The organism is Caloramator sp. ALD01 (assembly GCF_000472625.1).
Lineage (GTDB): Bacteria > Bacillota > Clostridia > Clostridiales > Caloramatoraceae > Thermobrachium > Thermobrachium proteoclasticum.
In genome coordinates this window covers 48,622-74,090 of record NZ_AXAA01000006.1, presented here as the reverse complement: position 1 = coordinate 74,090, position 25,469 = coordinate 48,622, and the positions used below count along the sequence as shown (strand labels likewise).

The following is a 25,469-nucleotide window of genomic DNA, read 5'->3' as shown; positions in this document are numbered from 1 at the left end:
TAAGAATTGCTAAAGCTCATGAAAGAGCCAATTGAAATCCTTTCATGGGGCTTTTTCATATTTTAGATAACAAACAGGTTTGTCAACAATCTCATCTGCCTAAATTAGGCAGATTTTTTTATTGACAAAATAAAGAAATAAATGTATCTATATTATGAGTATAACACTTTTAAATTGTATCGTAACATTTTTATTAAAAGGGGGAATTTTTATTATGGAACGCTATGAATTAAACAAGGACCTTGCAAAGATGCTAAAGGGTGGAGTGATTATGGATGTAACCTGTGCAAAGGAGGCCGAAATTGCCGAAAAAGCTGGTGCCTGTGCTGTAATGGCACTTGAGAGGGTTCCTGCTGACATTAGAAAACAAGGTGGAGTTGCAAGAATGTCAGACCCTAAGCTTATTAAAGAAATAAAATCCGCTGTTTCTATTCCTGTTATGGCTAAAGTAAGAATTGGACACTTTGTTGAAGCACAAATACTTGAAGCCTTAAATATAGACTTTATTGATGAAAGCGAAGTTTTAACACCTGCTGATGAAAAGTATCACATCAATAAATGGAATTTTAAAGTACCCTTTGTTTGTGGTGCAAGGAATTTAGGCGAGGCTTTAAGAAGAATTGGTGAAGGTGCTTCTATGATAAGAACAAAGGGTGAAGCTGGAACTGGAAATGTAGTAGAAGCTGTAAGGCACTTAAGGCAAATGAATGAAGAAATAAAGATGGTTCAATCAGCAAGTGAAGAATCTTTGATGACAATTAGTAAAGAATTAAATGCACCTTATGAACTTGTGAGATATGTATGGAAAAATGGTAGACTGCCGGTTGTAAACTTTGCTGCAGGAGGAATAGCGACACCTGCTGATGCTGCACTTATGATGCAATTAGGTGCAGAAGGAGTATTTGTAGGTTCTGGAATTTTTAAATCTCAAAATCCTGAAAAAAGAGCAAAGGCAATAGTAATGGCTACTACTTATTATAATGAACCAAAGATACTATCTGAAATATCAGAAGATTTAGGTGATGCTATGTTTGGAATTGAAATTAAAAATTTAGATAGTAATTTTGCAGAAAGAGGATGGTAAAATGAAAATTGGTGTTTTATCTCTTCAGGGTGGAGTAATTGAGCATATTAATCATCTAAAAAAACTTGATATTGAAGCAATTGAAGTAAAAAAAATTGATGATTTAAAAAATATAGATGGAATTATTCTACCTGGCGGTGAGAGCACAACAATCGGTAAACTTTTAAAGGATACTAATATATTTCTTCCTTTAAAGGCATTGATTCAATCTGGTCTACCAACTTGGGGAACCTGTGCAGGTATGATTCTACTGGCAAAGGAAATAGAAAACGATGAGAGAAGGCATCTTCAGGTTATGGATATAAAGGTTAAAAGGAATGCCTTTGGTAGTCAAATTGATAGTTTTAAAAGGATTGATATAATACCTGAAGTATCAAATAAGCCTATTGAATTAGTATTTATAAGGGCTCCCTATATACGCGAAGTAGGTAATAATGTTCACATCATCCACAAAGTTGAAGATAAAATAGTCGCTGCAAAGCAAAATAATATTTTAGTAACTTCTTTCCATCCTGAACTAACAGATGATTTGAGCTTTCATAGGTATTTTATTAATATGATTAAATAAATATAAAGTCTCAAAATGTTTTGTACATTTTGAGACTTTGTGTAATAATTTTATTTTATTGTAAATATATATTTTTATTAGAATATTTCATATAGGAGGATTTGATGTTTAAAAAACTTTTTTCAGCAACTCTTATATTACTTTTTGCATTTACCACTTCAACTTTTGCGTCTCCTAAAAAACTAATGCAAAATCCTTTAGAAAATAATTTACAAGAAGAAATTAAAGCTAAACAAATAAATTTATTCCACGATTTAGATGTAAACTTACAAGCTAATTTAGATGAAAATACATTAGAAAAAGTTATTAATGAAAATAAAGATAAATTTGATTTAAATAATCAAATTAAACTACAAAAAATTTCAGAATTTAAGGATGAACTCGGTTTTACTCATGTAAAATTTAATCAGCAGTATAATGGAATACCAATAGAAGGTCAAGAAATTATTGCACACGTAAAAAATAAAGTTCTTAAAAAAATAACTGGTCAAATTATTGATAACATAAGTATTGCTAAAGACTCTACATCCGTTCTTCCTGAAATTCAAGCAGTAGAAATTGCAAAATCACAATTTCAATTCAAAGAACTACGTACACCACCTACAGTTAAAGTTGTCATCTATAAAAATCCAGATGATAACAAATACTATCAAACCTATAAAATAAATATTCAGTATAATGAGCCTGAAATAGGTAATTGGGAAGTTTATATAGACGTTTATAGCGGAAGAGTTATAAATATCACCAGCAATATTAGATATGATGGAGTAGTCTATGGCAATGGGACAGCTGTTGATGGTACAACAAAAACTTTAATTCTTTATCAAGAAGGTTCTTATTATTACACAAAAGACATAACAAGACCAACAAATAGCTATATTCAAACGACATCAGCAAACAACAGACAAACGTATCCCGGAAATACAATTTATTCTGCTACAACAACAATTAACGATTCAGCAGGTGTTAGTGCTCATTATTATGCAGGGGTAGTTTATCAATTTTATAAAAATTTATTTAATAGAAACAGCTTAGATAATAATGGTATGAGTCTAATATCTACTGTGCATTACGGTAGTAAATATAATAATGCATTTTGGGATGGTACTCAAATGGTTTATGGAGACGGAGATGGCACATTATTTAGAGCTCTATCAGGAGATTTAGATGTTGTTGCACACGAAATGACTCATGGAGTAATTACTCATACAGCAAATTTAACATATAAAGACCAATCAGGTGCTCTAAACGAATCATTAGCAGACGTATTTGGCGTTTTAGTAGAAACATATGACAAATATAACGTAGCTAATGGAGGACAGTGGCAATTTAACGTATCAGATTGGGTAATTGGTGATGACATTTATACTCCTTCAACACCTAATGATGCCTTAAGAAGTCTATCAAATCCTACACTTTATAATCAACCCGACCATATGAACAATTATGTTTATACTTCCGATGACAATGGAGGTGTTCATATTAATTCAGGAATCCCAAATAAAGCTGCTTTTCTAATAGCTCAAAGTATAGGCTGTGAAAAAACAGCAAGAATATACTATCGTGCTTTAACCACATATTTTACAAGTAGCACTAACTTCTATAATGCAAGGTTGGGATTAATACAGTCAGCTAAAGATTTGTATGGTACAAATAGTACCGAAGCTCAAGCTGTCGGTTGGGCATTTGATCAAGTTGGCATTTATCAAACAACTGATTTATATGAACCTAACGATACTATTTCCCAAGCATATAGAGTATATTCTTCCACAAGTTATTCATCATATATATTTACTCCTTCAGATAAAGATTTTTATAAAATTTATGTGAATAATGGTAAATATGTAGATATTAATTTAACTAATGTTCCTGGGGATTACGACTTATACCTATATAATCAATCTGGCACATTAGTAGCCTACTCAGAAAACGGATATGGATCATCGGAAAGAATTGTATATAAAGCAAAATACACAGGGTATTATTATATTTTAGTTATAGGATATAATGGATCATACAGTAATACACAAAAATATACTTTAACACCATATATATATTAAAAAATAAAGCTATTGGGCAATCAGCCCCAATAGCTTTTATATTTACGTATAGGATTTTAAATTTGAGGAAATATTATTAATATAAGCAAAGGGTATATAACAGTTGAGCTAAGATCTATATATGCTCCCTGGCATGGGTGTATATAGGTCGACCAAAGATTATATATAGGTCCATCTATTTGGGCTTATATATAGTCGGAGGGAAGATTCTTTAGGGTTGAGAAAAGCTATATTATAGTCGTATATTCATCATATGATTATAATATGGTTCCAATCTATCCTAAAGGGTCGAGCTAAGATTATAAAGGGTGTTGATATTCGTGTTGGGGCCCACACGAAACTTGGTTATATACAGCCGAAAGGTTGTATATAGCTAATTAGATATCCTTTATAGTCGAACGAACCATCTGCTTAGGTGGCGAACTGCTCTATTGCAGTCGAGAGATTGCAGTTGGGTAATAAACCATCTATGTTGGTGCAAGGTAGATTGTTATGTGCTCTTTGCTTTTTATTTTTTGTGTAACAAAAACCACCCCTTCTAAATATTCTAAATTAATAGGGGGTGGTATTTTGAATGCATTAAATAATTTTTCTCCTTTATTACTTGCACTATTAGCAGGACTTTTTACTTGGCTTATTACTGCTCTTGGTGCATCTATTGTATTCTTTTTTAAGGATGTCAACAAAAAAATTTTAAATAGTATGATGGGATTTGCAGCAGGTGTTATGATTGCAGCAAGCTTTTGGTCACTTCTTTCACCCGCAATAGAACTTGCAGATGAATTAGGATATAACCCTATTTTCCCAACTGCATTTGGTTTTTTGTTTGGAGGCTTATTTATTAGATTAACAGACTTTTTAGCTGGTAAAATACACAAAAAAGAAACAGAAGAAGAAAATATTTGGAGAAGAATGTTTTTACTTATACTTGCTATAACACTACACAACATTCCTGAAGGCCTTGCAATAGGAGTTGCATTTGGTGCCCTAAACTTTGGGTATAGTGCAGCAGCTCTTGCTGCAGCAGTTTCTCTTGCTATTGGTATAGGAATACAAAACTTTCCAGAAGGTGCTGCAGTTTCTCTGCCTTTAAAACGAGAAGGATTGTCCTCCTTTAAAAGTTTTATGTATGGTCAGGCATCTGCTCTTGTAGAACCCATCTCTTCTGTAATCGGTGCTTATCTTGTTGTGTATATAAGGGCTATACTACCTTATGCCCTATCCTTTGCAGCTGGTGCAATGATTTATGTTGTTGTAAAGGAGCTTATACCAGAATCACAGTCGGAAGGAAACGAAGGACTTATAAGCATTATGACGTTAATAGGATTTATAGTGATGATGGTTCTTGATGTAGCATTAGGATAGGCATAAGACTATCCTATCAGGCTGTTTAAAAAGTTATATATTGATTAGCCCCATGAAGGATTTCTTGGGCATCGGTTCATTTCGCTAAGCAATTTTAAGCTTTTCTTTGTTTGAAAAAGTCCTACCCTCGCGATGCCATCGTCCTGATGGCCGCTCGGCTCGGCACGTCCTGTGCCGAATTACGGACTTTTTCAAAGTCGAAAAGCAATAATTGCTAAAGCTCATGAAATATGCCATTTTGAAATCCTTTCATGGGGCTTTTTCATGCTTTAGTATACAAGTGGGTTTGTTAACAATCCGTAGGATAGGCATAAAGCCTATCCTATTCAAATTGTGTCTTGTATAGTTCGTAATAAACTCCCTTTTTCTGCATAAGCTCACTATGGGTTCCCTCTTCCTCTATTCCATTTTCTGTTAGAACTATTATTCTCTTTGCCTTCTTTACAGTTGCAAGCCTATGGGCAATTATGAAGGTTGTTCTGTTTTTTGATAGTTCTTCTATTGACTTTTGAATTATAGCCTCACTCTGATTATCAAGGGATGATGTGGCTTCGTCTAATATTAAAATTGGTGGATTTTTAAGAAACATCCTTGCTATGGATATCCTCTGTTTTTGTCCTCCTGATAGTTTAACTCCCCTCTCACCTATATATGTATCATATCCATCCTCAAGCTCCATTATGAAATCGTGGGCATTTGCTGCCTTAGCTGCATTTATTATCTCCTCCTCTGTTGCATCTAATTTACCATAGGCTATATTTTCACGTATCGTTCCTGCAAATAAAAAAACATCCTGCTGAACAATACCAATGTTTTGCCTTAAAGATTTAAGTTTTATGTCCTTTATGTTTATATCATCAACATAAATACTTCCACTATCTACATCATAAAACCTTGGAATTAAACTGCAAAGTGTTGTTTTGCCAACACCAGATGGGCCAACAATTGCTATGCTCTCACCTGCATTTGCCTTAAGATTAATATTCTCTAAAACTGTATTTTTATTGTTGTAACTAAAACTAACATTCCTAAATTCAACCTTTCCTCTTACATTTTTTATCTCAACTGCGTCCTCTTTATCAAAAATATCTGGCTTTGTATTCATAACTTCATAAAATCTTTTAAATCCAGCCATTCCTCTTTGATACTGCTCAACAAACTGTGCTAATCTCTTTACAGGTTGTAAAAATTGACCTATATAGAGTAGATAAGCAACTAAATCTCCTACTTCAATTTGTCCCTTTGCTACAAAGTATCCACCTGCAATTAGTGCAGATAGAGTTGATATATTTGAAAAAAAGTTAATTCCAGCGTGAAGTATTCCTATGTATTTTACAGACTTTGTTCTTAAATTTTTAAACTGAGTGTTACCATCATCAAATTTATCAATTTCATATTCTTCATTAGTAAAGGATTTTACAACTCTTATACCTGATATTGAATCTTCTAATCTGCTATTCACATCCGCTAAACTTTCTCTTATTTTTCTAAAATTTCTCCTCATCTTAGAATTATATACAATAGTGAAATATATCATAAAAGGTATTATTGTAAAAACTATTAGGGTTAATTTTACATTAAGTCTTAATAGTAGAATAAACGAACCAAGTATCATAAGAGTTGAAATAAAAAGGTCCTCAGGCCCGTGATGTGCAAGTTCCGATATTTCATTCAAGTCATTTACAATCCTCGACATTATTTGACCTGTCTTTGTGTTGTCAAAATAACTAATAGGTAATGTCTGTATATGAGAAAACATATCTCTTCTCATATCATATTCCATTCTAACACCCAAAACGTGTCCATAATATCCTACAATATACTCAAATACCATTCTTAGTATATAAAGAACTAAAAGCACAATTCCAATATTCAAGATTAAAGATATGTTTTTAGAAGGAATAATATTATTTATCATTCTTCTTGTTATCATAGGATATATAAGGTCTGTTGCCGCAATCAAAACCGCACAAACCATATCTAATATAAAAAGTCCAATATGTGGTCTATAGTATTTTATAAAGCTCCTTAGCATATAAATCACCCCTATTAAATTTTAAACCATAATCTTATTTCAAACAATAAACACGTTTAATTTTGTTAAAAAAAGTTAAGTAAAAATTTAGAAGGAATTAAAATGATTTTATAGAAATAAAATTTTAATATAAAAATCTTAAAATGGGGAGGGGTTTTTTATGTCAAGAAAAGGGCTTCCTGATGGGGCATACGGTCTAAAAGATGGACAAAAATATGTGCCATATGTTCCGTCAGAAAAGAAGATGCCTGAATTCACAGTACTATCATTCATCCTTGGTGTTCTACTTTCTGCTCTATTTGGTGCCGCAAATGCATATCTTGGGCTTAAGGTAGGTATGACTGTTTCTGCTTCAATTCCAGCTGCTGTTGTTTCTATGGCAATTGTTAGAGTTCTTTTAAGAAGAAAATCAATACTTGAAAACAATATGGTTCAAACAATAGCTTCCGCTGGTGAATCTCTTGCTGCAGGTGCTATTTTTACAATTCCTGCTCTATTCCTATGGGGTGAGGCTCCAAGTGTTTTAACAATGGGTATATTAACTTTTGTTGGTGGTGCTCTTGGTGTTCTATTTATGATTCCTGTTAGAAGATATTTAATAGTACAAGAACACGGAAAACTTCCATATCCAGAGGGAGTTGCCTGTGCTGAAGTTTTAGTTGCAGGTGAAGAAGGGGGAACAGGTGCAATCTATGTATTTATTGGTGCATTAGTTGGACTTATCTATAAGCTTGCTGGCGATGGATTTATGTTATTCCCAACTTCAATAGATTTTGAAATACCAAAATATAAAGGTGCTATGGTAGGAATGGATGTATATCCTGCGTTACTTGGTGTTGGTTTTATAGTAGGACCTCAAATTTCTGCATATATGCTCGGTGGTGCAATTTTAGGATGGCTTGTATTAATTCCTGCAATATATTTCTTTGGTCAATACATTAACGATCCAATATTCCCAGCTTCAGTGCCAATTAAACAACTTGGTATTGGAGGTATATGGAAAAACTACATAAGATATATCGGTGCTGGTGCAGTTGCAACTGGAGGTATAGTTAGCTTAATCAAGGCTATACCTACAATTGTAAATTCATTTAGACAAGCAATGAAGGGATATGGTAAGAAGGCTCAAGGTGTGATTGAGAGAGTAGATGCAGACCTAAATCCAAAGTTAGTCATAGCTGGTATAATTGTTTTAATAGTACTTATGGCGGTACTTCCTCAAATTCCTGTTAAAATATGGGGTGCTATACTAATTGCTATATTTGGTTTCTTCTTTGTAACTGTTTCATCAAGAATAGTTGGACTTGTTGGAAGCTCTTCAAACCCAGTATCAGGTATGACTATTGCTACACTTCTTTTCTCAACAGTTATACTAAAGGCAGTTGGATATAATGGTAAGGAAGGAATGATTGCTGCTCTAATTATTGGTGCTGTTGTCTGCACTGCTGCTGCAATAGCCGGTGATACATCACAGGACTTAAAGACAGGTTACCTTGTTGGTGCAACTCCTTGGAAACAACAGATTGGAGAACTTATAGGAGTTCTTGCTTCAGCTGCTATAATAGGATTTATATTAATTATGCTTCATCAGGCATATACATTCGGTTCAAAGGAATTAAGTGCTCCACAGGCTACTCTTATGAAACTTGTAATTGAAGGTATTATGGATGGAAACCTTCCTTGGAACCTTGTATTTATGGGTGTATTTATTTCATTAATGCTTGAGCTATTTAAGATTCCATCACTTCCTGTCGCAATAGGACTATATCTACCAATTAGCTTGTCAACTCCAATTATGGTTGGTGGAATTGTAAGAGGCATAGTAGACAAGAAGATAAAGGATGAAGGTGAACGTAAAGAAAAAGTTGAAAAGGGTATACTTTACTCATCAGGCTTAATTGCTGGTGAAGGTTTAATGGGCGTAATTTTAGCATTCTTTGCATACTTTGAAATTGATTTCAGTTTAAAGAATCCTGTTTTAGGAAGATGGGGTGCTCTAATATTATTCCTACTTGTTGCTTTAAGTTTAGCTTACTTTGTATTAAAAGACAAAAAAGAAACAAAACAAGTTAATAAAACAAAGAGTTTATAATTAGTTAAGTTAGGTTCCACATTGGTATTAACACCAATGTGGAACCTATTAACAAATAAATTATAGTCACTTTTTATTATGACTATAATTTAAAGGAGGAATATTATGAAATACGTAATTTATGTATTATCAATCGCTCTAATTACAGCTTTTTTAATCATATATGGACGTGCAAAGGAATATTATCTGCCTACTGAGTTAACAAACAAATTATACATAAAATGCAGGGATAAAATATTAAAGTATCTATCTAAAAACAAATCTGCTACATATAAAGAACTTGAAAGGGAAATAGAAGGTGTTACAGCAAAAGTGTTTTGGAGTAGAAAAGTAATGACAGTTCTTGATTCAAAGAAAATGGTTAAAGGTATAATTGACTCTCTTTTGAAACAAGATAAAATTCAGATATTAGAATCAGATGGAAAAAAGTTAGTGATTTTAAAGTAAAAAGTCTTCAATTTTAGTTGAAGACTTTTTGTATTTATTCTCCATCCATTTTAAACCAATTTTATCCATTATGTTACAATATAACATCTTTCTTATATTAAATTTGGCACAATAATTGCTTTATAATTTTAAAATATTTAAATTAGGGGGGTTTTTTATGAAAAAGAGACTGATTCTATTTACATCACTTCTGATTGTATCTATTCTATTTAGCACAATAACTCTATCTAAAAGTAATAATTTAACGCAAAATAGTGGCTCACTTGTAATTGTAGGTGGTGCACTCGAAAGCAGCAACGGAGACATCTACAGGAAATTTATTGAATTATCAGGTGGCAAAAAAGCTGTTATAGGTATTATAGGTGCTGCAAGTACAAAACCCTATAAATACAGTAACGATTTTAAAAATGATTTGATAAAATATGGAGTTAAGAAAAGAAACATATATATAATACCTATTGCTGTTAGAGATGATAAAACAACTCCTAATGTTGATGAATCTAAATGGGCTCAAAATGTTAATAACCCTGAAGTTATAAAAATGATAGATAAATGTACAGGTATATGGTTTGTTGGTGGAGATCAAACAAGAATAACAGGAGTTCTATATAACAAAGATGGTTCTAATACACCTGCTCTTGATGCAATTTGGTCTTTGTATAACAGAGGTGGTGTAATTGGCGGAACAAGTGCTGGTGCTGCTGTAATGAGTAATCCAATGATAGCTGGTGGAAACAGCTTTGGTGCTCTTAAGTATGGTTTTACAGATAAATATGAAGATTATAATGACCAAGAACAAGGTCCAGTTTATGCAACACGTGGTCTGGGATTCTTTAATCAAGGAATAATTGATCAACATTTTGATAGAAAAGCAAGATTAGGAAGGCTAATAGTTACTCTTCTTGCCAATAAAGAGAAATTTAATTTGGGATTTGGTATAGATGAAAATACAGCCCTCATTTACTATTCAGGTAAAAATGAAATAGAAGCAGTTGGTCGTGGCGGAATTGTTATTCTTGACGTTGAAAATGCTTATAAAGAAGATAACGGTGCAATTAAAAATGTTGATATAAGCTATATAGAAAAAGGAGATAAATATAATATAAATAACAGAAAGTTTATGATAAATACTCTAAAAGAAACAACTCGTGGATATGAATATTATGAGATTGAAGGACCAATTATAAACTCAGGTATTTTAAGTCCAAATGCTTCATTAAGAAATCTTCTTTCCTTCGACTTAATGGACAATTATTGTGTTGATGAGGTAAAAAGTTATTCCTTCGATACAAATGGTGATGGTTTTGAACTCATCTTTAAAAAAGGTGAAAAATCACAGGGTTATTGGGCTTACTTAGACGGAAATAGTGATTCATATTCTGTAACAAATGTAATTCTTGATATTATTCCTGTAAAAATCACAATAACACACAAATAAAAAGTTAGGCTAAAGGCCCAACTTGAGATTGTTGACAAATCTAATTGTTAGCAAAAATCTGAAAAAGCCCCATGAAAGGATTTTATTAGGCTCTTTCATGAGCTTTAGCAATTCTTAGCTTTTTGACTTTGGAAAAGTCCGTAATTCGGCACAGGACGTGCCGAGCCGAGTGGCCATCAGGACGATGGCATCACGAGGGTAGGACTTTTTCAAACAAAGAAAAGCTTAGAATTGCTTTGCGAAATGAACGAATGCCCAAGAAATCCTTCATGGGGCTAATCAATATATAACTTTTTTATCAGCCTGAAGTTGGGCTAAAGGCCCAACTTTTTATAATGATGATGAAATTCCTTTACTTATATATTTATTGAATCTTGATGTTAATATTATTAATCCTGCTATAACCATTGCTACTGCTGCAGTTGGGAAAAATACTCCATACCCAAACCTATCAAGCATAAATCCCATTATATTGTTTGCTAAAAATTGTGGTAATGATATAAATAGGTTCATCATACCCATAAATTCACCTAATCTTTCTGGTGGAACTATCTCTGCAAGTATAGAATAAGTTGTAATTTGAATTGCTATAAATCCAATACCTATAACAGTCATCATAACAAATAGTGCTGCCTTATTCTTAACAAACGTACCTAATGCAAGGGATAGTGCAAATAATACAACACCAAGTAAAAGAACCTTTCTCTTTTCTATTTTATCCGCAAGCTTTCCAATAGGAACTGCAAATACAGCACCAGCAAGTGTTAATATTAGTAGAGCATTATTAGCATCTGAGTTTGATATATTTAAGTTTGTTGTACAATATTTTACAAAGAAAGGCGTAATAAATCCAAAGGACATATAAACCATAAATACTGAAAGATATAGTTTTAATACTGATGGGAACTTTATAAAATCAAAGGAAACCTTATTAGGTTTTTCATACTTTGAAGTGTCTTCACGAACTAAGAATACAGTTATTACAACAGTAACAAGACCTAAAATTGCTCCAAGATAAAATGGATATTTATAGTTCTTTTCCCAAAGACTTGGACCCAACATAAATATAATCGCACTACCAATTACACTTACAACTCTTGCAAAACCATTTGCAAGTCCAAGCTCCTTTTCATCTACAGCCTCTGGAATCAATGAATAATATGGACCTTGATAAAAATTTAAGAAGAAATAGAATAAAAATGCTAACATAAAGGCTGTCATATAGGTATTTGTATAAGGTAACAGAATTAAAAATAACGCCGCAAGAACTGAGCCCATTATCATAAATGGCTTTCTCTTTCCCATTTTAAAGTTACTTCTATCACTTAAAAGACCAACTAAATATTGAACAAATATACCCGTAAAGGCACCCATTGAAATTAAACGCCCCTGCTGTGCATTTGATACATTGAGTTTCGATACAAATAACGGAATAACTGACATATTCATAGCCCAAAGCAGACCAACCCCCAAATTAGGAAGTCCAACAATATATGGAACAAACTTCTTCTTCATAAAAATATCCCCCTTATTTTATTTCAGATAAAAATTCTAAAACAGCCTTAAAACAATCTTCTCTTTCACACTCAACTGTTATATTATGACCTGACTTCTCTAATTTACATATTCTCTTTAATTTACTTTTTGCACTGTTGTTTAAATAATCTGCACTTCTTGGTTCAACCGTTTCATCATTTGTAGAATAAACTATTAAAAGTGGAGCCTCAATCTTTGAGAGATTCTTCCTTACTACTTTATTTAGCTTATTAAATTCATCAACTGACTTTATTGGTACCTTGTTATAGCCAAGCAAATATTTCATTTCTTCCTCTGGCCTTTCTCTTGATTCCCACTCACTATAACGCATAAAGTACTTTATAATAAATGCAAAGTTTGCAGCTTTGTTCTTATTAAAAAGTGGTGGTGCTAAAGCTGAAACGCTGTCAACTTCATAATTTTCTGCAATGTATAGTGCCAAAAGTGATCCCATTGAATGTCCTATCACGTGAATTTTTTTACATCTTTTCTTTAAAAGATTGTACCCTTCAATTGCAGAATCTATCCAATCCTTATATGTGCATTTCTCCATATCCTCAACATTTGTCCCGTGTCCCTTTAATCTTACACCATAAACAGTATATCCCTTTGAATGGAGCCTTTCTCCAAGAAGCCTAAGCTCCGCTGGAGTACTTGTAAACCCGTGAATTATAAGACACCCATCATCATTTCCCTCAAATAAATATTCTTTTCTTAAGTCAACATCTAAAACTGTAGTTTCCATAATAACTCCCCCTTATAGAAAAGGTTTTCTTAATTACATTATTGTACAAACTATTTCAAATGTCAATATTTTTCAGAAAATATCATTTATAAATTTATTCTAAATTTTGAATAAAATTTTAAAAAGATAAAAAAGCCCCTATGCAAAAGAAAAAATAAAACGCATAGGGGAAAGTTTATGTCAATTTATATTTTACCACATTTTTTAGAAATTTAAAGAATTAATTCTAAATTTCCTAATAATTTAGCATATAAAAATATAAAAAAATAAGGACAGTTCCAAACTGTCCTTATAAGCATTCTACCCTATTTCTACCTGAATTTTTTGCCTTATATAATGCCCTATCAGCATTTGTGATTAAATCTTCTAATGCTAAATCCTTTCTTGGCTCAAAGGCTGCAACACCAAAACTTGCAGTATAATTTATGTGTAAATTAAATTTCTTTGAATACACTCTATTTTGCTCAATTACTCTTCTTAAGTTCTCAGCCTTTCTATATGCATCCTCAAGATCAACACCACTTAATAAAATTACAAACTCTTCTCCACCAAATCTTGCTACAACATCATATTTTCTAACAGCACTCTTAATTGTTTTAGAAAAATCCTTCAATACTAAATCTCCCACATCGTGTCCATATGTATCATTTATAGTTTTAAACTTATCTAAATCAGTTAAAATTACAGCTACTGGTTTTTTTAACCTTTTTGCCCTTGAAAACTCTTCCCTTGCACGTACAAAAAAGGCTCTTCTATTATACACCCTTGTTAAGTAATCAAACATAGCTAATTTTTCAGCTTTTTGCTTTGCCTTAATTATTTCATTTCTATCATTTTTTTCCTTAGTAATATCCTGAATGATACCAACTATTCTAATTGGTTCGTTATATTCATTTTTTATAGGCATACATTTTAGCCTTACCCATTTTATCTGTTTTTTGCAGTCCACTGCTCTAAACTCTTCAATATATGTATTATAATATCTAAAGTAATCAATCAATTTGATGAGTTGAAGCCTGTTTATAACCCTGTCCCTATCTTCACTATAGATACACGACAACCATATATTAGAATCTGCATAGAAAGCCTCTATAGGTATTCCTGTAAATTTTTCTGCAGAATTGCTTGTATATATAATCCCCTTTGTCTTAACATCCATTAGGAATGTTATTTCCTCTAAGTTTTCTGTAATCTGCTTCATTACTTCCTTTTGCTCTGAAAGACTTGATGTTAAGTTTTTTATATCTGTTATATCTGTAAATAGAAGTCCAAAATGCCCTTGTTCTGGTGAAAAAACATCTATGCTATACCATCTTTTCCATACATCAAAATATTGTTCTATTTTATCCTCTGTTCCATTAGTTGCAACCTCTGAAAAGAGCTTCAAATTATTACATACAACAAATTGATTATCTTTTATTTCACTTGCTCTTTTGCCTACTATATAATCCTTTTTTAGTCCAGTTAACTCTTCAAAGGCCTTATTTACATATACATATTCATAATCTACAGCTTGTCCATTTTCATATATTATCCTATGATATGCTAAAGCATTTTGCATACGACTAACTATCCGTCTAAAGAATTCACCATCCATTTGCAACACCCCAGACCAAATAAAATCATCAACTATATTTTAACAAATTTACCCAACTTTTTAAATATATATTTTTTTGAAAAATTAAAATCAATCTATTATTTCAACTCTATTTCTACCATTTTCTTTTGCTCTATATAAGGCTATATCTGCTCTTTTTATTGCTTCTTCAAAATATTTAAAGCCACAACAATTCACTTTGCTTATTCCAAAACTTGCGGTATACTTAACTTTTTTATCTAAAACCGTTATTTCTGTTTCACTTATTCTTTTTCTAACTTCTTCAATTCTTTTATAGGCCTGTTCCACATCAATGTCATTTAAAAGAATTATAAATTCTTCACCACCAAATCTTGCAACTATATCATTTCCCCTAACTGAAGATTTTAATACATCTGCAAAATTCTTCAATACTAAATCTCCAACATCGTGACCAAAATTATCATTTATACTTTTAAACTTATCTATATCCGCCATTACCAAAACTAAATTATTATCTTTACATTTTGCTTTTTTACATCTTTCTTCAGCCAACTGGAAAAAAGCACGTCTATTATATAGATTAGTTAAATAATCCCTCATTGCTAAATTTTCTGCCTTTACCTTCTGCCTAATTATTTCTAATTTATTTTCAATATCCCTTGTTATATCTTGTTCTATTCCAACAACTCTTATAATTTCACCTTGTTCATTTTTTATAGGCAAAAACTTTGATTTAATCCACTTTAACTTCCCTGAATTAGTTATAATCCTAAACTTTTCTACAAATATACCCTTTTCATACATTTCCTTAAGAGTTACATCCATATTATATCTTTTTTGTACTTTTTCATAATCATCAGGATGAACCATCTGTTTCCACTTTTGTACATCCTTCTTCATCTCTTCTATACTCATTTCATAAATTTTTTCAAAGGCTGTACTTGCATATATAACCTCTTTAGTATTAACATCTTGTAAAAATGTTGCTTCTTCTAAATTTTCTGTTATCTGGTTTAAAACTTCCTTCTGTTCTCTTAAGGATTCTGTGGTCTTCTTTATATCTGTAATATCATTAAATAAGGTAGCAAAGTAGCCTTTTTCAGGAGAGAATACATCAATTCTATACCATCTATCCCATATATCAAAGTATTGCTCAATATGGTCCTCTGTTTCGTTTTCTGCTATCTTTGCATAATATTCAATCCAGTTAAAACTACTCTCCTTTATATTAGGAATCAATTCTGTCACCTTTGCACCAATAACATACTGCTTTTTTAAACCTGTTAATTCCTCAAAGGATTTATTCACATATATGTACTCATAATCAACTGGATTTTTAGCTTCATCGTATATTATTTTATGGTATGCAAATGCATTCTGCATTTTATCAATTATTTTTTCCAATACCATATTGGCCAGCATATTTTCACCTCATATCATATAATCACAAATTATTATTATACCAATTTTAAACGTTTTTTTCTATTTATGTTACACATTATTTAAATATTTTTTGTTTATATAGACAAAATTATTTTTGAAATACATAATCAAAATTAATAGAGGCTGAAATTTATCAGCCTCTATTAATAACATACTTTTTTGAAGATTTTCTTAAAATAAACATACCAGTTATTATTAATGCTAAAGATATAAATACTACTCCTTCCAATGGGAATCCACCTGTTTTTGGAAGTTTATCATTTTCATTCTGTTTGTCATCAATTTTTCCATTATCCTTTTGCTCTTTTTCTTCTTTATCCTTTACGTCTTCTTTAATTTCAATCTTTTTATTTGTTATTATATAATCGCTGCAGTGAGTTATTACAAATGTAACTACTCCATTTTCAAAGGTACATTCAATTTCTTCAAACTTTTGTGTTGCTGGATTAAAGTAATATACATAAGCTTTCTTTTCACTAAACTTATCATTATCTACTTTAACAGATACCTTTACATCAGTTCCAACTAAAATTCCAAAGTTACTCTTAATATTTAATGGAATATAGTAGCTATTTTTAAGTAGCTTATTTATCACATCAATATTATCCAATTTTTCTTCAACTGAAAGTTTTAGGTCTCCATCTACATTAATTACAATATCCTTTGCATTAAATTTAAATTCTACTCCATCTGCATCTACAACAAGTGTCAAATTCTTAGTTGCTGCCAATGATAATACATCCCTTAATACCTTATCATCATTTAATCTTACTTTAACCTCTGAACCTTCCTTAGTATCGTTACTTAATATAGTATTAATATCTTCCATTGCATTTTTTACTTCTTTTTTATTCACTATAAAACTTGGATCATATGCATCCTTTAACTTTTCTGAATCAACAGCAACCTGTCTAAAGTTATCTACTAATACAACACCTTGTTTTTCTAAAACTTGTACATTAACCTTACCATTTTGTACAGTATATTCTCTTCCAGTAACAGCATCTGTTAACTTACTTATATTTTGTGGTACATCTAATTCAATTGTTTTTGTTTCACCATTATTTATTAATACAAAGGCAGTTTCATTTTTTAGTGTTCTCTTAAAGGCAAATACACCATCAAGTTCTATCGGTGATATTTCTCCTGTTCTTAACACTTCATAAGTATTTCTCATATTTGCAAGTTTAGCATACCATTCAACCATATCCTTGTCGCCCTTACCCCAAGGGAATGCCCTTCTGTTATCTGGGTCATCTGCACCTACTTGTGCTGCTTCATCTCCATAATAAATAACTGGTGCACCTGGGTAAGTCATCTGCATTAGTACAGCAAGCTTTAGAAGCTTCTTTGCATTTTCAGTTGGAGCCTCTGCAACAGCCTTTTGGCTCTTTTCGTAACCATCAAAAGCAGAAATTGCCCTTTGTGTGTCGTGGGAATCTATTAAGTTAAACATCGCATAGAAGGCTTCCTTTGGATATTGCTCTCTCACTAACTCTAAGACTTCCATTGTTTCTTTTGCATCCTTTTTACCCATTAGATAATCTAAAACAGCAGCTCTAAATCTATAGTTCATAACAGAATCATACATATCTCCAAGTAAGTATCTTGATGCATCGTCCCATATTTCGCCTATTATTACATTGTCGCCCTCTTCCTTTACTGCCCTTCTAAAATGCTGCCAAGTTTCATCTGATACTTCATTTGCCACATCAAGTCTCCAACCGTTTGAACCTTGTCTTAACCAGAATCTTGAATTTGAATCTTGTCCATCTATTATTTCATCTGCCCAAGACTCAACCTTATACTCTGAACCATTTAATGCCTGAATTACTGGCATCGAATCGAATCCCCACCAGCCTTCATAGGCATAATGTTCATTCTTTGTACCTACATCAACTTTTCTATTTTCAATCTTAAACCAATCCTTATAATGGAAATCAGTTATTCCAATTGATCTAAAGTAATCTTGAACTTGTTTTTCTGCCTCTTGTTGAGTTAGTCCATTTTCGTTCATTAAGTCGTAAACCCTTGACCAATATTGGTATGCACCAAGTGGTTTACCCTTTGTCATATGTTTACCATACCTATCAAAGTAAATTGAGTCGTCTGAAACGTGGTTAAATACTCCATCTAATATTATTTTCATTCCTCTTTGCTTTGCCTTATTTGCAAGTTCTACAAAGTCATCCATTGAACCAAGTAGTGGATCAAGTTCTCTATAGTCTGTTGCATCATATCTGTGGTTTGAAATTGATTTTGATATTGGGTTAAAGTATAGAACATTTACACCTAAAGATTGTAGGTAGTCAAGCTTTTGAATAACTCCTCTAATATCTCCACCATACATTTCATTACACCATTCACCATCGCCCTTGGTTCCTTTATAACCATCATTGTTTTCTATTGAAGGAACCTCAGGTATTGCATACCAATCTTCATAGAACTCGTATGGCAAGAAACCTCTTGCTAATTTCTGTGCATAATCATTATTTTTATCTCCATTGTAGAATCTATCAGGGAATATGTGATATATAACAGCATTCTTCATCCAGTCTGGTGTCTTGTAATCATTTAAATAAACATTTAAACCATAGTACATTACCTTGCCAAGCTCATCTGCCTTACCCCTACCGTAAAGACCATCATCATCACCGTAGGCCTTAACATCTGAACCATTGGATACTATAAAATAGTATTTATACATTCCCTTTTCATTTGGAGTAAATTTTGCTGTCCATAGGTAATATTCATCCTTTTGTTCCCTTGTCATATCAAAACTTAATTGTCCATTTGGAGTAAATACAACAAGCTTTGCCTGTGCTATATCTCTACCTGTCTTTAGTCTAAATGTTACCTCTTCACCAACCTTTACTGCACCAAATGGAACCTTATATTCACTGCTTCTTGAATCATAGAAAATTTTAGACACATCAATAGAACTTGAAACAGCATTATTAAATATTAAACCTGTGATTAAATCATAGCTGAATTTAACCCTTTTACCTTCTGTTAATGTAATATCTTGATATACAAATTCTTTATCGTCTACCTTAACTTTGATATTTGAATAAGTTGCTGCACCTAATTCAACTTCTGTTGAATAAACACCTCTTAACTCTAAGTCCTTCATAACATATTCTTTATTATCTATTACTAATTTTGGTCTTTCTTCATCTGATAGCCTTGGTATATATTTTGTTGAATCAGTTACTATGTGGCTTATATCAGAATAGTAGAAGGTTACATCCTGAGTCTTTGGATTTTGCATTGTTATGTTTGCACCGTTTCTTTCTCCATTGTTTCCGTAGTTTTCATTCCAAGAACCCATAGCAACTTTATATTCATATATACCTGCTGGAAGATTTTTAATTGTTAATTTATATAGATTGTCTCCTATATGCTTCATTCTTGTATTTTGATTTGATGGATCCCAGTCTCCTCCGCCTACAAAATGCTGTAGCGTACCTGCTAATATTACTGTTCTTCCACCAGGAACTTCAGAAAGCTCCCTAACAACCTTTGTTTCCTTTGTTAATTCAATACCTGAATTTTTATCCTTTCCCTTTAATTTTAAAACAACCTCTTCAACCCCCTCTGGTAATGTTGAAACAACAAGCTTTCCATTTTCTATTTTTGCAATATTATTTGGATTTTCAACAAGGCTCCATTCAACATCTAAATAATCTTCTACACTTCCATCCTCTTTAAGTACTCTTCCCTTTAAAGTAAGTTCTGAATCCATTTGCATTTCAAAAGGAACAAGTAGCTCAATTAATCCTGGAACATATACAACCGAATTATCAAAGGCACCATCCCCTGTTTTTCTTGGGTTTACTGGGTCAAACATCCAGTTTCCATCAACAATAAATTTGTATTGATAAACTCCAGGCAATACATTATCTAAAGTTATTGTAAATATGTCTCCTTGCTTTTCAAAGGTTCTTCTTTCCTTCCAGTCTTTATCTAATATTGAACCTGCAAGTTCTACCTTCCTAACCTTTCCTGTCAAATCTAAGTAATTAAATGTAACACTTGTTCCGTTTACTACTGGACTTTTAACCCTTGCTGGAACTTTAACAACAGAATTTTTCCCACCATATCCATCATCTGCTTGGTTTGGATTTGATGGATCAGTTATCCAATTTCCATCTACTACAAATTTATATTTATATTCACCTGGGTTTAAAGTTAATTCAATACTCCAAACTCCCTTTTCATCCTTTACCATTAAATCCTTTTCTGCGTTCCATCCATTAAAATCCCCAGCTAAATAAACTTTATTAGCATTATTATTTTTATATCTAAATATAACTCTTCCATCTGGATAAATTTCTGGACTTACAATAGGTGCCTCAAGACCTAATATTTCTGCAACTTTATCAGTATTATTTATGCTGTCATAAAGTTTTCTTTCCTTTACATCAGCTATGAAGTAGACTATTTTACCTTCCTTTGGTATTGTTACTCTTAAATTACCACTTGAAGGTATGCCTCCTCCATCCCAGCTGTAATTTTCACAAGCCTTATAATCAAAGGTTCTATCTTCACTTTGTGGTGCAAAATACTTTGAGAAAATAAATTTTCCTTGTCCATCTAAATAATAAAACTCAAATCCCTTAAGTGCTGCATCCCACTCTCCACTTTGAACTTCTCTTATTGGCCCAATTAGTGAAACAACAGTATTAATATCTGGATTGTTTACTGAATCTACACATAAATTTAATTCTGGATTAGCAAGGAATGTAACATTAACATTGTCTGTTAACTTATCCTTTTTAATAACTCTATTGCTTCCTTGTATTTCTCCTGCTCCCCAAACGTGGTTGTAGGCAACCTTATATTCAAAATCCTTATCCTGAGGAGTTAAAGTAAATGTACCCTTATAGAATCCTCCTCCTATATACTCAAGGTCGAAATTTGTATCTGCTGGATTCCAATCTTGTCCATTTTGTAAAAAGCCATTAAGTGTACCTACAAGTGTTGCACTGTTTTTAAATCTTTGAGATTCATTAATGGAGTCATAAACTTCCTTATTCTTTGCATCAAATCTGAAAATTACCTTAGTATTGTCAGCAGGAACCTTTAATTTTCTATTATCCCCACCTGGGATGCATCCATCCCACTTGCCATTGAAGGCAACCTTATACTCATAGTCTCCTGCTTTTTTGAAGGTTACTACCTTTTCATAGACACCATTTTGGTATAGTTTCATAAAACCTTCAGGATTTTCTGGCCTCCAGTTTGAATCCTTATTGTCGCCATCTGGAGTAAAGTTACCAACAAGTGAAACGATTAAGTCAGCAGATAAATAGTTTACCTCTGCACTTGCCCTTGGTGTTAACCTTGGAAATAGAGTAAACATAAAAAAGAACACCAATAGCCAGCTTAGAGGTTTTTTGATTTTTTGCATTTTTAGTCCCCCCTCTATGCAATCGTTTGTTCATTATAATTGTAAAGATTTTTTGGAATTTTTTCAATAATTTACAAACTTATTTTTCATTAAAAATTAAGTTTGTAAACATTAAAAGAGTCCCATTTAAGATTTTTAATATTACATAGGACTCTTTCAAAAATTTTTATTTACTTTTTGAAACTTTTATGCTTACAATTTCACTCATTGTTGCAACTCTAATCGGTGGCCCCCAAGTACCATATCCACTCGAAACAACGAGAGTAAAATCACCCTCCTGCATTAAACCGTGGTCGATATCATAAATCTTTCCTGTAATATAATTTACAGGGAAGAACTGCCCCTTATGGGTGTGACCACTTAATTGCAAATCTACTCCTGCCTCTTTTACCTCTTGTATATTTCTTGGCTGATGGTCAATTACTATTATTAATTTATTTTTATCTAAACCCTCTACTAAATCCTTTATGCTCCTTCTCTCTTTTCCATTAACCCTTGATGAAGATAGGTCATCTCTACCTACTAAATATACTCCGTCTACTTTCTTCACATCATCGATAATTAATTCTATACCTGCCTCACCATAACATTTTTTTACTTTTTCTATATCCCTTGATATATATTCGTGATTTCCAAGTACAGCATACACACCATATTTTGATTTTATATTCTTTAATATTTCTCCATATCTTCTTTTTTCAAAGATATCAATATCATCATCTATCAAATCTCCTGCAAATATAACAATATCAGGAGATTGTCTGTTAATTAGATTGGCAAGTTTATTCAATCTTCTCTCTGTGATGATTGTTCCAAGATGAACATCACTTACCATAACTATGTTTAAATCTTTATCAACCTCTTTTTTAGTTGATAATTTGTATTCTGCAACTTTAGTATTTAGCGCATTTATTGTACCAACAATTATTAAAAGTATAATAAAGGCTGCAACAAAAATATTAGCATAGGCCAGGACTGCAGGCGTTTTATATCTCTTTATTAGGATTTTAAGTGCAAACCTTAAGATATCTACCAAAAAGAAGGCAATCATTACATAGAATAAAACAGCAATATAATAGGAACCTAAAAGGCTTATAATGTAGTTTAAATTTTTTGATAGGTATTTTCTTAAAAACCTCTCAAGTATAAAACTTAAGGACAAAAATATAATTACAATCCAATAAAGCTTTGCACTTAAAAAGGGCATTATTCTTTTTATGTTTCTAAACATTCTAAGTCCTAAATAATAATTACCAAGTCCATATACAACAATTGTTATTAGTATAAAAAAAACTATCATAACATCTCCTCATTTGTATATATTTCCTATTTGATTATATCCAAAAACTTTACGATATATTCAGATGTTATATTCTGCTGCTCTTCTTCACTTATTTTTGCTTCCCCATCTCCCTTTTGCTTTCCATAGCTTCCAAACTGACCGTGATTTCCACCTTTTATTTCTACAAATACTGTATCATTAGGCATAATATTTTTTGAAGATTTTATTTTATCTAAGTTTGCTACTTTATCTTCACTTCCCCATATTGAAAGAGCCTTTATATCTTTATCTTTAAAATTAAATTTTTCCTGTGGATAGGATGCAAGAAGAAAAAGTCCCTTTATTTTATCTAAATGATTGTAGGCATAGTCTGATGCCATAACTCCTCCTAAAGAATGTCCTCCTATAACCCAAATGTCTATATCACTATTTTCCTTTATAACTTCCTCCGCCTTATTTTTACCAAATATCGCTAAATTAAGGGGCATAGGGGTTATAACTACCCTATAACCTTTTTCTGCAATTTTAGATGCTATCTTAATATATGCTGAAGGTTCAACCTTTCCTCCAGGATAAAATATAACTCCCTTTTCTGCTTTTTTATCTAAAGGATTTATAACAATGTTTCTGTCTATTTGTATTTTTACTTTTTCATTAGATTTTATAAATGCTTCTACATCAAAATTTGGTTTGTATGCTGGAACTGCCCATACTAAAAATATAATAGTCAATATGCAAATTAAACTTAATAAGACTCCTGCAATTTTTTTAGCCTTCTTCAAATCTTCTCACCTCTTATACCTTTTCTAACCATCTCTTAAATTTATTATACTGAGATTTCTGATAAAGTTTATAAATAAAAGGAAAAATCCTATTTAATATAGAAATTATAACAAATGTTTTTGATGGATATACATATTTTTTATTTCTCTCCATACCTTTTATTATACATCCTGCAACATAGTGGGCAGACTGACTGGGGAAAGGTACTGGTGCAGTTTTTGTTGATGTTTTAAAGAAATTTGTTCTTGTTGCTATAGGGTATACAATCATTAGATGACAGTTTTTATCCATCTCAAATCTGTATGCATTTTGGAAAGAATCTACTGCACTCTTTGTTGCAGAATAAAGTGCATATCCAGGAAGAGGCATCTTTGCAACAGCTGAATCGGTTATAACATACATAAAACTATTATTTTTATTTATATTTTTCATCTTCTCTAAACAATATATTGGTGCAAATACATTTGTCTTAAATATCTTTTCTATATGTTCATAATTTGCCTCTTCAATTTTCTCATAATATGCAAAACCTGCATTAGCTATAAATATATCTATTTTATCAAACAATTCTAAAGCAAAATCAAATAGGTTATCTAACTCTTCCTTATTTGAAACATCACATTGATAGGGATATACATTATTTATTTTAGGTATTTTATCTACATCCCTTGAAACAGCTATTATTTTACACCCTTTTTGTGACATCATATATAAAAGCTCAAGACCTATACCAGATGATGCCCCTGTTAATATAATATTTTTACCCATTAAATTCATAATTTCATCCCCTCTATTTCAGCCTTTGGAAACACAATATTAAAATCAGTAACTTTAATAACAGCAATTGGTTTGTAGTATTGTATATTAGGAAAATATTTTTCATTAATTTCTATTTGTTCTATCCTTGCAAAACTCCCCTTACCGCTGCCATAAAAATTTGTGTAATATAATTTGTCCTCTTGTTTTTGAACTAATGGAAATGGTAAAAGTTTTGTATTTACAGGAAACTTCATTTTCCCATCCTTAAAAGTTATTTTTAATATCCTTTCTTCTCCCTTTGAAAATTCTACTTGACTCACATTCCCATTTTGTTTTATGTTGCAATCCGCAATCTCCTTTGGTATAGCCCAATTCCTTATTCCATTTACTACGCTTTCTTGTGTTGTTACATATATTTTTGATATGGTATTTAATTTTTTACCATTGAATTTAAATTTGCCTGGTATAAAAAGAAGTTCCCTATACGGCCCTACATCCGACTCCTTGTAGTCCACAATCATAACACACCCTAAACCACCACAGGGACAATCCTTTAAAAAATCCTGTGAAAATATGTGATTCTTTATAAAGCTTTTTTTAAATTTATAGAGCAATATATACCCATCACCCTTTAAACTCCAAGGTGCCTCCTTATACATAAAAACCACCCCTTACACCAACTATTTAATAATTATTATATAACATTTTTTACTAAAATTGTATTAACAATTTGTGTACATAAGTACAATAACACCCAGATAATTTTAAGCATAAGGTAGCTCCAATTGTTGAGAACCCACTTGTTCGCTAAAGTATGAAAAAGCCCTATGAAAGGATTTC

Annotated in this window: 17 protein-coding genes; 7 read left to right on the top strand and 10 right to left on the bottom strand. The window is 31.9% G+C overall.

Annotated elements, in window-relative coordinates; translation table 11 throughout:
* The first annotated feature begins 214 nt into the window (after window positions 1-214).
* The 4 genes from pdxS (at window position 215) to A3M9_RS0104440 (ending at window position 5,077) form a co-directional block, all read left to right on the top strand.
* Window positions 215-1,084 (top strand): pyridoxal 5'-phosphate synthase lyase subunit PdxS, encoded by an 870-nt coding sequence (pdxS, locus tag A3M9_RS0104455; RefSeq protein WP_027308149.1) that lies wholly within the window; start codon window positions 215-217, stop codon window positions 1,082-1,084.
* Between the two features lies 1 nt (window position 1,085).
* Window positions 1,086-1,652, top strand: coding sequence for a pyridoxal 5'-phosphate synthase glutaminase subunit PdxT (gene pdxT / locus A3M9_RS0104450; RefSeq protein WP_027308148.1), 567 nt, complete (start codon window positions 1,086-1,088; stop codon window positions 1,650-1,652).
* Window positions 1,653-1,756: 104 nt separating this feature from the next.
* Window positions 1,757-3,712: a M4 family metallopeptidase gene (locus A3M9_RS13175; protein ID WP_051350590.1), complete on the top strand. Its 1,956-nt coding sequence runs from the start codon at window positions 1,757-1,759 to the stop codon at window positions 3,710-3,712.
* 570 nt (window positions 3,713-4,282) lie between these two features.
* Entirely contained in the window at window positions 4,283-5,077 is a 795-nt protein-coding gene (locus tag A3M9_RS0104440) for a ZIP family metal transporter (RefSeq protein WP_027308147.1), read from the top strand.
* Window positions 5,078-5,399: 322 nt separating this feature from the next.
* On the opposite strand, the gene A3M9_RS0104435 is transcribed toward A3M9_RS0104440, so the two are convergent.
* On the bottom strand, window positions 5,400-7,112 hold the full coding sequence (locus A3M9_RS0104435; RefSeq protein WP_027308146.1) for an ABC transporter ATP-binding protein: 1,713 nt from the start codon (window positions 7,110-7,112) through the stop codon (window positions 5,400-5,402).
* A 160-nt stretch (window positions 7,113-7,272) separates the two neighbouring features.
* Here A3M9_RS0104435 and A3M9_RS0104430 point away from each other — a divergent pair, with 160 nt between their 5' ends.
* From A3M9_RS0104430 to A3M9_RS0104420, 3 genes are all read left to right on the top strand, one after another.
* Window positions 7,273-9,204, top strand: coding sequence for an OPT family oligopeptide transporter (locus tag A3M9_RS0104430; RefSeq protein WP_027308145.1), 1,932 nt, complete (start codon window positions 7,273-7,275; stop codon window positions 9,202-9,204).
* Between the two features lie 105 nt (window positions 9,205-9,309).
* A complete protein-coding gene (locus A3M9_RS0104425; protein WP_027308144.1) occupies window positions 9,310-9,651 on the top strand; it encodes a hypothetical protein in 342 nt (113 codons plus the stop codon).
* 157 nt (window positions 9,652-9,808) lie between these two features.
* Window positions 9,809-11,089 carry a cyanophycinase gene (locus tag A3M9_RS0104420; RefSeq protein WP_027308143.1) on the top strand — a complete coding sequence of 427 codons (1,281 nt, stop codon included), beginning with the start codon at window positions 9,809-9,811 and terminating at the stop codon, window positions 11,087-11,089.
* A gap of 330 nt (window positions 11,090-11,419) precedes the next feature.
* On the opposite strand, the gene A3M9_RS0104415 is transcribed toward A3M9_RS0104420, so the two are convergent.
* The 9 genes from A3M9_RS0104415 to A3M9_RS0104375 form a co-directional block, all read right to left on the bottom strand.
* Window positions 11,420-12,604 carry an MFS transporter gene (locus tag A3M9_RS0104415; protein WP_027308142.1) on the bottom strand — a complete coding sequence of 395 codons (1,185 nt, stop codon included), beginning with the start codon at window positions 12,602-12,604 and terminating at the stop codon, window positions 11,420-11,422.
* 13 nt (window positions 12,605-12,617) lie between these two features.
* Window positions 12,618-13,370, bottom strand: a complete 753-nt coding sequence (locus tag A3M9_RS0104410; protein WP_035165841.1) for a carboxylesterase — start codon at window positions 13,368-13,370, stop codon at window positions 12,618-12,620.
* Between the two features lie 289 nt (window positions 13,371-13,659).
* Window positions 13,660-14,967: a diguanylate cyclase gene (locus A3M9_RS13170; protein ID WP_035165840.1), complete on the bottom strand. Its 1,308-nt coding sequence runs from the start codon at window positions 14,965-14,967 to the stop codon at window positions 13,660-13,662.
* A gap of 90 nt (window positions 14,968-15,057) precedes the next feature.
* The gene (locus tag A3M9_RS0104400) at window positions 15,058-16,371 is read right to left on the bottom strand and encodes a diguanylate cyclase (RefSeq protein ID WP_027308140.1); all 1,314 of its coding nucleotides are present in this window, start codon (window positions 16,369-16,371) and stop codon (window positions 15,058-15,060) included.
* A gap of 154 nt (window positions 16,372-16,525) precedes the next feature.
* Window positions 16,526-21,805, bottom strand: coding sequence for an alpha-amylase family glycosyl hydrolase (locus A3M9_RS14120; protein WP_051350589.1), 5,280 nt, complete (start codon window positions 21,803-21,805; stop codon window positions 16,526-16,528).
* Window positions 21,806-21,971: 166 nt separating this feature from the next.
* A complete protein-coding gene (locus A3M9_RS0104390) occupies window positions 21,972-23,105 on the bottom strand; it encodes a metallophosphoesterase (protein WP_027308139.1) in 1,134 nt (377 codons plus the stop codon).
* Between the two features lie 26 nt (window positions 23,106-23,131).
* The gene (locus tag A3M9_RS0104385) at window positions 23,132-23,869 is read right to left on the bottom strand and encodes an alpha/beta hydrolase (protein ID WP_027308138.1); all 738 of its coding nucleotides are present in this window, start codon (window positions 23,867-23,869) and stop codon (window positions 23,132-23,134) included.
* A gap of 13 nt (window positions 23,870-23,882) precedes the next feature.
* Window positions 23,883-24,647, bottom strand: a complete 765-nt coding sequence (locus A3M9_RS0104380) for an SDR family oxidoreductase (RefSeq protein WP_027308137.1) — start codon at window positions 24,645-24,647, stop codon at window positions 23,883-23,885.
* The gene (locus A3M9_RS0104375; RefSeq protein WP_035165839.1) at window positions 24,644-25,288 is read right to left on the bottom strand and encodes an acetoacetate decarboxylase family protein; all 645 of its coding nucleotides are present in this window, start codon (window positions 25,286-25,288) and stop codon (window positions 24,644-24,646) included. Before A3M9_RS0104375 ends, A3M9_RS0104380 begins: the two co-directional genes overlap by 4 nt.
* Window positions 25,289-25,469 lie beyond the last annotated feature (181 nt).